The organism is Chitinophagaceae bacterium (assembly GCA_007695095.1).
Lineage (GTDB): Bacteria > Bacteroidota > Bacteroidia > Chitinophagales > REEL01 > REEL01.
Window position 1 is genome coordinate 26176 of record REEL01000173.1, and the last position, 9613, is coordinate 35788.

The 9613-nt window shown below is 35.4% G+C and carries 11 protein-coding genes; 9 read left to right on the forward strand and 2 right to left on the reverse strand.

What is annotated here, in order from left to right; all coding sequences use genetic code 11:
- Positions 1-38 precede the first annotated feature (38 nt).
- From corA to EA412_14390, 9 genes are all read left to right on the forward strand, one after another.
- Complete coding sequence (gene corA / locus EA412_14350; protein ID TVR76132.1) at positions 39-1112, forward strand: magnesium and cobalt transport protein CorA; 1074 nt, start codon at positions 39-41, stop codon at positions 1110-1112.
- A 131-nt stretch (positions 1113-1243) separates the two neighbouring features.
- Positions 1244-2026, forward strand: coding sequence for a 30S ribosomal protein S16 (locus tag EA412_14355; GenBank protein TVR76133.1), 783 nt, complete (start codon positions 1244-1246; stop codon positions 2024-2026).
- A 16-nt stretch (positions 2027-2042) separates the two neighbouring features.
- Positions 2043-2582, forward strand: coding sequence for a 16S rRNA processing protein RimM (gene rimM / locus EA412_14360; GenBank protein TVR76134.1), 540 nt, complete (start codon positions 2043-2045; stop codon positions 2580-2582).
- A gap of 3 nt (positions 2583-2585) precedes the next feature.
- Positions 2586-3263 carry a tRNA (guanosine(37)-N1)-methyltransferase TrmD gene (trmD, locus tag EA412_14365; protein ID TVR76135.1) on the forward strand — a complete coding sequence of 226 codons (678 nt, stop codon included), beginning with the start codon at positions 2586-2588 and terminating at the stop codon, positions 3261-3263.
- Positions 3264-3328: 65 nt separating this feature from the next.
- Positions 3329-3676, forward strand: a complete 348-nt coding sequence (gene rplS, locus EA412_14370; GenBank protein ID TVR76136.1) for a 50S ribosomal protein L19 — start codon at positions 3329-3331, stop codon at positions 3674-3676.
- Positions 3677-3978: 302 nt separating this feature from the next.
- Positions 3979-5199 (forward strand): T9SS C-terminal target domain-containing protein, encoded by a 1221-nt coding sequence (locus EA412_14375; protein TVR76137.1) that lies wholly within the window; start codon positions 3979-3981, stop codon positions 5197-5199.
- Positions 5200-5313: 114 nt separating this feature from the next.
- Entirely contained in the window at positions 5314-6810 is a 1497-nt protein-coding gene (locus EA412_14380; protein TVR76138.1) for an NAD(P)/FAD-dependent oxidoreductase, read from the forward strand.
- 503 nt (positions 6811-7313) lie between these two features.
- Positions 7314-7535, forward strand: coding sequence for a DUF433 domain-containing protein (locus EA412_14385; GenBank protein ID TVR76145.1), 222 nt, complete (start codon positions 7314-7316; stop codon positions 7533-7535).
- Positions 7532-7873: a hypothetical protein gene (locus EA412_14390; protein ID TVR76139.1), complete on the forward strand. Its 342-nt coding sequence runs from the start codon at positions 7532-7534 to the stop codon at positions 7871-7873. Before EA412_14385 ends, EA412_14390 begins: the two co-directional genes overlap by 4 nt.
- Before the next feature lie 386 nt (positions 7874-8259).
- Here the strand turns inward: EA412_14390 and tnpA are convergent, their stop codons facing one another.
- Positions 8260-8706, reverse strand: a complete 447-nt coding sequence (tnpA, locus tag EA412_14395; GenBank protein ID TVR76140.1) for an IS200/IS605 family transposase — start codon at positions 8704-8706, stop codon at positions 8260-8262.
- 15 nt (positions 8707-8721) lie between these two features.
- Positions 8722-8919, reverse strand: coding sequence for a hypothetical protein (locus EA412_14400; GenBank protein ID TVR76141.1), 198 nt, complete (start codon positions 8917-8919; stop codon positions 8722-8724).
- Positions 8920-9613 lie beyond the last annotated feature (694 nt).

Here is a 9613-nt window from a genome sequence, read left to right on the forward strand (position 1 = left end):
ATCATTTATTTCTCTATTTTTAAGACCTCCTATCTATTATGAAAAAAAGAAAGTATAACAAGGTTAAAAATATTAAAGTCGGTATGCCGCCGGGAAGCCTTGTATTCACCGGCCAAAAGAAAATGGATAGCAGCCTTATTACCTTAATACAATATAATGAGCAGGAGTATTTTGAAAAGCAGTATGAAAATATTGAAGATGCTTTGGATTCAATGAATGAATTTACCGGTGTAAACTGGCTAAACATAGATGGCTTGCACGATGAAGAACTGGTTGAAAAAACCGGGGCATACTTTCAAATTCACAAACTTTGTCTGGAAGATATTTTGAGCATCAACCAAAGACCTAAGCAAGAAGATTATAAAAGCTATTTATTTATAGTGCTCAAAATGATTTCATTAGATAAAGACAATCAGGAATTGGATCCGGAGCAGGTCAGTCTTTTATTAAAAGAAAATCATCTGGTAACTTTTCAGGAAAAAAGTGGAGATGTTTTTCAGCATGTACGCAAAAGAATACATGAAGGCAAAGGGAATATTAGAAAAAAGCAAACAGATTATCTGATGTATGCCTTACTGGATGCAATAGTTGATTATTACTACGTAATACTTGAACATTACGGAGAAAAAATTGATGAAATTGAATCGCAGTTGTTAGACAATAGTGAAAAAAACATCATGCACCAAATTCATCATGTACGAAAAGAGATTTTATTTATAAGACGCTCTGTATATCCTCTCAGAGAAATGATTCATCAACTGCAGCAATATGAAACGGAATTTATTAAATCTGAAAACAAGGTTTTTCTTAGAGATTTGTACGATCACACCATACAGATTATAGAAACCATAGAAGTTTTCAGAGATATGGCTTCCGGTTTATTAGATATTTATATGAATACCCTTTCCCACAGGATGAACGCCATAATGAAGACTCTCACAATCATAGCGACTATTTTCATTCCATTGACATTTATCGTAGGTATTTATGGGATGAACTTTGAGTACATGCCTGAATTGGCCTGGAGGTGGGCTTACTTTGCAATTTTGGGGTTTATGACTTTAGTCGTCATGGGTATGCTCTTTTATTTTCGAAAAAGAAAATGGCTTTAGCTTCCTTTAAGAGGCTGAAAAGCATGAAATAAAAGTCCATTTTTATTTCCTGTTATTGAAAAAAAACCTATCTTTGCGACCACCTTTTTTAAAAGGGTTATTTTTAACAATCAAAAGATTAATTAAAACTTATGTCTGTAAAAATTAGATTACAGCGACACGGTAGAAAGAAGAGGCCCTTCTATTTTATAGTAATAGCCGATTCCCGTGCACCAAGAGACGGAAAATTTATTGAGAAAATAGGAACGTATGATCCTACCACTGTACCAGCAACAATTGAGTTGAACGGTGACAGTGCGCTAAATTGGCTAGAAAAAGGCGCTCAGCCTACACACACAGCGAGAGCAATTTTATCGTACCGGGGTGTTATGTACAGAAAGCACTTAGCACGCGGAATTCGTAAAAATGCGCTTACTCAGGAAGAAGCAGATAAATTATTTGAAAAATGGATTGAACAGAAAGATTCAAAAATCAATAATAAAATTGAGACGCTTCAGGAAACCATGAATAAGGAAAGACAGCAAAGAGAAGAAGCGGAAGAAAAAAAGCGTCTTGAAATCTTAGCTCAGCAACAACCACCTCAGGAAGAAGCAGCAGAAGAAGAAGTTGCAACTGAAGAGCCTGCACAGGAAGAGGCTGCTCCGGAAGCTGCAACAGAAACTACTGAAGCACCTGCAAAAGAAGAAGCTACAGAAGAGCCTAAAGCTGAAGAGCCTAAGGCAGAAGAAGCTAAAACTGAAGAGCCTAAGGCAGAGGAAGCTAAAGCTGAAGAAGCTCCTGTTGAGGAAAAGAAAGAGGAGAAAAAATCAGAGGAAGCACCGGCTGAAGAGAAGAAAGAGGAAAAAACTGAAGAGCCTAAAGCTGAGGAAACTCCTGCTGAAGAAAAGAAAGAAGAGAAAAAAGAAGATAAGTAGTTTTAAATATAATCCTATGGAAGCAGTAAATCATACCCCCATAGGTAAAATTACGAAAACGCACGGTTTAAAAGGTGAAGTTCGCATAAAGCTGAACTTCACCTTTTTATTTCCTGAAAACTATGCACCTGAAGTACTTTTTTTAGGTGACAATCACACCAAGCCTATCCCCTTTTTTGTAGAAAACTTCAATGCTGTCAAGGAAAATGAAGCGATCGTGAAATTTGAAGACATTTCTGACAAGGACGATGCCGAAAAATTAAAAAACTTGTATTTCTTTACTGATGAAGAAGAAAGCCGACTCTTTATAGTAGAAAATGAAGAAAGCAAACTGAGCTACCTGTCAGGATACCGTTTGCTGGATGAACAACAAAACATCATTGGTACCATAGATACTATCAGAATTTTACCGGCTCATCCGGTTGCTGTCTTACACATTAAAAATGAAGAGGTTTTAATTCCCTTACACAATGACTTGATACTAGAGATTAGAAAAGAATCAAAGGAAATTGTAATAAAAATTCCGGATGGTCTTTTATCCTTATATAATCTGTAAGAAATGCATTTTGATATAATAACAGCCCAACCCGATTTACTTAGTGGACCTTTTTCTCACTCCATACTTAAACGGGCTATAGACAGAGGTTTGGCAAGTATAAAAATTCACAACCTGAGAGATTATGGTATTGGACCTCATAATCAAATTGATGATTATCAATACGGAGGCGGGGCCGGAATGGTCATGATGATAGAACCCATAGCCGCGATTATTGAAAAACTGAAATCTGAGAGAAAGTATGATGCCGTAATTTATATGACTCCTGACGGTGAAAGGCTAAATCAACAAAAAGCAAACCGCTTATCACTTTTAAAAAATATCATTATTTTGTGCGGGCATTATAAAGGCATAGATGACCGGATTCGTGAATTATTTATAAGTGATGAAATATCTATCGGTGACTATGTTCTATCCGGCGGAGAACTGCCGGCAGCTGTATTAGTTGATTCAATCATCAGATTATTGCCGGGTGTATTAAATGATGAAACTTCTGCTCTTTTTGATTCTTTTCAGGATAATCTGCTGGCACCTCCTGTTTTTACCCGTCCGGCAGAGTATAAAGGCTTAAAAGTTCCTGAAATATTGCTTTCCGGCCATGAAAAGAAAATCCAGGAATGGCGGCATCTGGAAGCGATAAAAAAAACAAAATCAAAAAGACCGGATTTACTTGATGAATAATTCAAAATAAATATTCAAAATTCAAAAGAATAATTTATCTTTGCAAACTCTTAAAAGAATCAATCATGGATATAATAAAAACCTTAGAAAAGGAATTAATACAAGACAAGAAACTACCTGACTTCAAAGCAGGTGATAATATTACTGTCAATTATAAAATTGTAGAGGGTGATAAAGAGAGGCTTCAGCCTTTCCGTGGTGATGTTTTACAGAGAAAAGGATCCGGATTATCGGCAACTTTTACTGTTAGAAAAATATCCAGTGGTATTGGTGTTGAGCGTATTTTTCAATTACACAGCCCAAACATTGACAGCATTGAGATAAATAAGAAAGGTAGAGTAAGAAGAGCTAAAATTTTCTATTTAAGAAATTTAAGAGGTAAAAAAGCTCGTATTCAGGAAAAAAGAAGATAAGCACTTCAGTATTTATCATTACATTACTGATACTTCATCTGCTTTAACAGATATATTTAGCCGGATTTTAAATAATCCGGCTTTTTTTTTGATAAATTTTTCCAAATTAAATTGATATGCAATTCTTTTATCACATAATAGATATATTAAAGATTTTCACAACCAATTCATTATAAAATAGCTGCTTCAAATCATTATACTCTTACAATCCTTTTACTGATGTGCTGTAAAGCTTGTGAAAAATGCTTAACAATTTATTAACTTAGTGCAGTTTAAAATCTTAATTAAATTAAAATCTAAAAATGAAACAAATAGCAAGCTTTTTCTTTGCAATGACTGTGTTTTTAAGCCCTTCATTTGCTGACTGTAGCGGCAACAGATACGCTGCGGAAATCTTCTCTGATGTTAATGTTACAACAGACATAGAGTATGGATACAACCCAAATTCAGAAACGACCCTGCGACTTGATTTTTATGAAGGCATGGGAGATACTGAAACCAACAGACCGTTAATCATAATGATACACGGCGGAACCTTTATTACCGGCTCCAAAAGTGCAGCTGACATGGTTTATATGTGTGAAAACTTTGCAAAAAGAGGCTATGCTGCAGCTTCTATTAACTACAGTCTTGGAATTTCCGGAATTTCTGAAACCGATTTATTTGTGGCCGTTGTAAAAGCTGTTCATGATGCTAAAGCAGCTATCCGCTTTTTCCGAAAAGAGGCTGCAGAAAATGCAAATCCTTTTGGAATAAATCCTGATAAAATTTTTATTGGCGGATATTCTGCCGGCGCTATTACTGCCGTGCAAGTAGCTTACTTAAAAGATGACAGCAGTCCAATCAGCTCAAATTTACAAACAGCTTTAGATAATCAAGGTGGAACTTTGGAAGGTGAGTCCGGAAATGCAGGTTATTCAAGTAGTGTTGCCGGTGTTTTTAACATCTCAGGCGGAATACATAAATTAGACTGGATGGAAGTTGGCGATGTACCAATTGTGAGTGTACACGGAGACAGCGACAATACCGTTCCTTACGGATTTGGAGATGTGGGTGTAGGCGGCATTAACCTCACTACCCTTCATGGTGGCTTTGACATCAATGAGCACGCCCCAACATTAGACATTCGCTCAGCTTTATATACTTATGGAGGCGGCGGACACGAAGCTCCGATTATAGCAGATAGTCTTAATACTACCTTTACTTTTGGTGCAGACTTTTTATATGATGAGGTTTGTGTAGGTACTTCTGTTGAAAACTTTATCCATTCTAGTACTTCAAACATTACAGTATATCCAAATCCATCTAATGGTACATTTAATCTGAATTTTATAAATACTCAGGAGTCTAAAACCTATGAGTTGTCTCTTTATAACCTGGAAGGTCGCTTGCTCGAAAACAAGCAAATAAATGCAACAGATAACACAAAACTTGATTTCAGCAACTACAATAACGGATTATACTTATTACAGTTAACCGATGCTGACGGAAGTACTATTACTAAGAAATTACAAATACAATAAATTTTACGACAGAAAATGTCGCAAAAACATTATTAAAAACAGGCTGTCTTACGTAAAGATGGCCTGTTTTTCGTTTATGCTATTATAAGTTGATTAGCTTTACCCTTTGAAAAATTGGCTATTTTTAAAAACAATCTGTTAAAAGTGACGAATCTCAGGTATGATATAATTATAGTAGGAGCCGGTTTTGCCGGAATTGGTATGGCTATTTCACTTTTAAAAAATGGCATCACGAATTTTGCGATACTTGAAAAAGAAGATGAAATTGGAGGCACCTGGTATGTAAATACTTATCCCGGATGTGCCTGTGATGTTGAGTCTCATTTATACTCATATTCTTTTGAACCAAAAACTGACTGGACAAAGACATTTCCCGATCAAAAAGAGATATTGGAATACCTGAAGCATTGTGTAGAAAAGTATAATCTTCGGGAAAAAATTCAAACGAATACCATAGTTACCGAAGCTTTATATGAAGAAACAAATGCAGAGTGGCAAATCAGGACAAATACGGATGCACTTTTTTCCTCAAAAATCTTTATCCCGGGAACGGGTGGATTAAGCAAAGCTGCTTATCCGGATATCAAAGGAATGCACACATTTCAGGGTGTCAGTTTTCATACTCAAAAATGGAATCATGATTATTCATTAAAAGGAAAAGATGTAGTTATAGTCGGCACAGGAGCCTCAGCCATTCAAATAGTGCCTGAAATAGTAAGGGAAGTAAAACAACTTTATATCATACAAAGAACTCCTCCATGGATATTACCCAAAAAAGATAAAAACTTTTCAAACTTCAAAAAAAACATTTTTAGAAAAGTGCCATTTTTTAGATACCTCTACAGAGAACGTTTATATTGGTTACATGAGATAGTTGCCTTTGGTTTTGTCAAAAAACCAATAATTCTAAAATGGGCTTCATTTATATCCAAAAGATTTATTAAAAAAAGTGTAAAAGACCTTGATTTACAGAAAAAGTTAATTCCGGATTATACGATGGGGTGCAAAAGAATTTTACTTTCCAACGACTACTACAAAAGCCTGAATGCCGAAAATGTAAAACTGATAGCAGAGCCTGTGACTGAGATAAATGAAACATCTGTAATCACTGATTCGGGTAAAAATATAAAAGCAGATGCAATTATTTATGCCAGCGGATTCAATGTTACGGAATACTTATCGGACATTAAAATTAGAGGGAAAGCCGGGTTGCTGCTGAGTGATTTATGGCAGGGATCGGGTACGGCATATTTAGGTACAGCTGTCCATGGTTTCCCAAATATGTTTATGCTCACGGGTCCGAATACGGGCTTAGGTCACAATTCTATCATTCACATCATAGAATCACAAGTCAATTACATTTTGCAGGGAGTAAAAAAGATTCTCTCAAAACAATATGCAGCATTAGAAATTAAAGAGGAAGTGCAAAATAACTACAATCAGAAACTGCAGAAAAAAATGAAAAAAACGGTATGGCAAACCGGCGGCTGCATCAGTTGGTATCAGGACGATCGGGGCAACAACCCGACCTTATGGCCCGGATATACGGTAACATTCCGGAAAAAAACGGCTAAATTTAAAGAGGATGAGTGGTTGAAAGAGAAAATATAATTTCATCATTTAAGTCGTAATTGTTTTAAAATTTAAGCTAATTCGGATTTGTAACCCAAAATTTTGGTAGAATTCTACACTATTACAAATGATCTGATAATGGTTAAAATTGAATTTGATTTTGCTGATATGACTGTAATTTGTTCGTTTTGGTGGTAGGTGTTGAATGTTGTAGTGTATTTTGTGAATGTAGAGACGTTGCATGCAACGTCTCTACACCGCAACGTCTCTACTGCTAAACGACAGGGTCACGAAAATGTACAGTTTTTTGTATTGTTCTAATTCTGCGTAAATTAAATTAGCTAAATAAAAATTTTCAGCATTTTATATTATTTTCCTTATAGTAAATTTAATTTTTTTACCCTCTGGTAATTTGTGAAATGTTTTTTTTATGTATTTTATTACGTTCTATGTTTAGTTTTTTTTAAAATTCAAACCGGTTTGGCAATAGATATTGGTTGATGATTAAATTTTATTAATTTTGTTTAAAGCATTTTAGCATGATCGATTATAAGTCAATAATAAAACGAAACCCAAATAAAAGATTTGGGAAGCCATGTGTACGTAATACGAGAATCACTGTATTTGATGTGCTTGGATGGTTAGCGGCAGGAATGACGCATGAAGAGATTATTATAGATTTCCCGGAACTTACTGTTGATGATATTAGAGCCTGTCTGGCCTACGCAGCTGACAGAGAGCATAAACTAAAACATGCTTCATGAAATTTCTGTTTGATCAAAACATTTCATTTCGCATAGTAAAAAAAATAATTGACCATTTCCCTAAGTGTAAGCATGTCTCTGAATGCGGATTAATGGATTCTGAAGATTCTGATATTTGGAATTATGCTAAATCAAATTATTACTCAATCGTCACTTTTGATTCTGATTTTTATGATATCAGTTTAATTAATGGACATCCTCCAAAAATTGTTTGGATTCGTGCCCGAAATCTGACAACAGAAGAAATAGCCAAACTTTTGATTCTAAATAAAAATGTTATTGACAAATTTTTACATGATGAAGACTACAAAGAATTGTCATGTATAGAAATTGAATAAACCATCACTACCACCTTTCGTCATAGTCTTCATTCTACTCCTCTCAGTTGGGCTTATGCTTGAATAATTTTGAAATTAATTTGTTCCATTTTGTATTCTTGAGTTAACAACATAAGCTTCATTTCAATACTGAAAAAAGTTTCATAACCTGATGATTAGAATATTTCAAGTTTTCCAGGAATACTTTCAGACAGAGGATAGCCTTTAAATTCAAATTAAAGCCCACCAGACTTGGGTGGCAGCTACAATTAATTTTTTATTACTTCATTCAAAAAAAACAAACTCGATTTCGAATTCGCACCAATCCCGAAGGGATTAAAATAACCCCGTATGAAATGCGGGGCTAATACCCATCAGTCCACCACAACCCGTGGAGCGGGTTGAACTTAAAGTAAATATTCCTCTTTGTATTCAACTCCATGTTCTTTCAGAAGCTCAATGAAATCAGATTTGAAAGAAACTTTTTTGTGGTGTTCTTCCTGGTTTTTGATGTATTCAATCAACCTGTCTTTTTCACTATAAGAGTATGTAAAAGCACCATACCCCTCCTGCCAACCTCCAAAATTTGTAAACAATTGTTTTTCCTTAATATAATCACTGCTTGCCAATTTGATATCTTTCACCAGGTTGGACAATGAAACTGTAGGGTGAATATGTGTTAAAATATGCAAGTGATCTTCTACTCCATTGATTCGATAAAGATGACAGTTTTTCTTTTCTAAAATCCCCCAAATGTACTTAAAAAGTTTAGGTCGGTTTTCTTTAAAAAGAACTCTTTCTCTGCTTTTAGTACTAAAGACAATTTGATAAAGAATTTGTGTGTATGTACTCATAATGTCACTTTTTATTCAACCCCTCTCCGGGGGTTGGTGCTGTATGTATGTCACTGCCACCCGTTTCACAGGTGGTTTTTCACATTGAAGCCCTTCGGGCTTCCGCTCATTTTTTAATAGTTTGTTATGAAAAACAATTACATTAAATGCTAAATTATTATATAAATATACATATAAATTATTAATAGGCTTTATTTTATTCTGACTTTTCATTAAGCTAGTTTTATTAAAATCTGTTTAGCCGGGCATTACCAAAACCGAAGGGATTGAAATAAACCCGCATGCAATGCGGGGCTAATACCCAACAGTGCAACACAACCCGTGGAGCGGGTTGAACTTAAAAAGCAATTTATTGACTTACTTGAAAATTTCCGAGAGCTTAGTAGAGTTCTGCATCATTACATATGACCTTATAATGGTTGAATGTAAATATGATTTTGGTGATATAGTTGCAATTTGTTCGTTTTTGTTGGTAGGTGATAAAAGTGGTGGTAGTGTATTTTGTGAATGTAGAGACGTTGCATGCAACGTCTCTACACTGCAACGTCTCTACAATTGATGCATAGTGCAATGCATGAGATCCACCTAGTTTACAATACCCAAAACCTTCGAAATTATTCCCCAAAAATTCATGTCCATATTCCAACCCGGGCAGCAGCCCCCGCGTGAGGGATAGTAGCGGAAAGCCCGGAGCGACGGAGGAGCGAGGACTTGGAGCGGATAGCCCGACCCGAAGGGGCACGCCCAAATTCCGTTAAAGATTCAGGGTCTTCTACTGTAGAAAAAACAATCCTTAACAATTCGTTAACACATTTGTGTGATGATGTCTGTACCTTTGTGGAAAATATCTATACATGATGAGTTTTGAATTATCAATGAGCACTAAAAAGTGGCAATTTAATTTCCG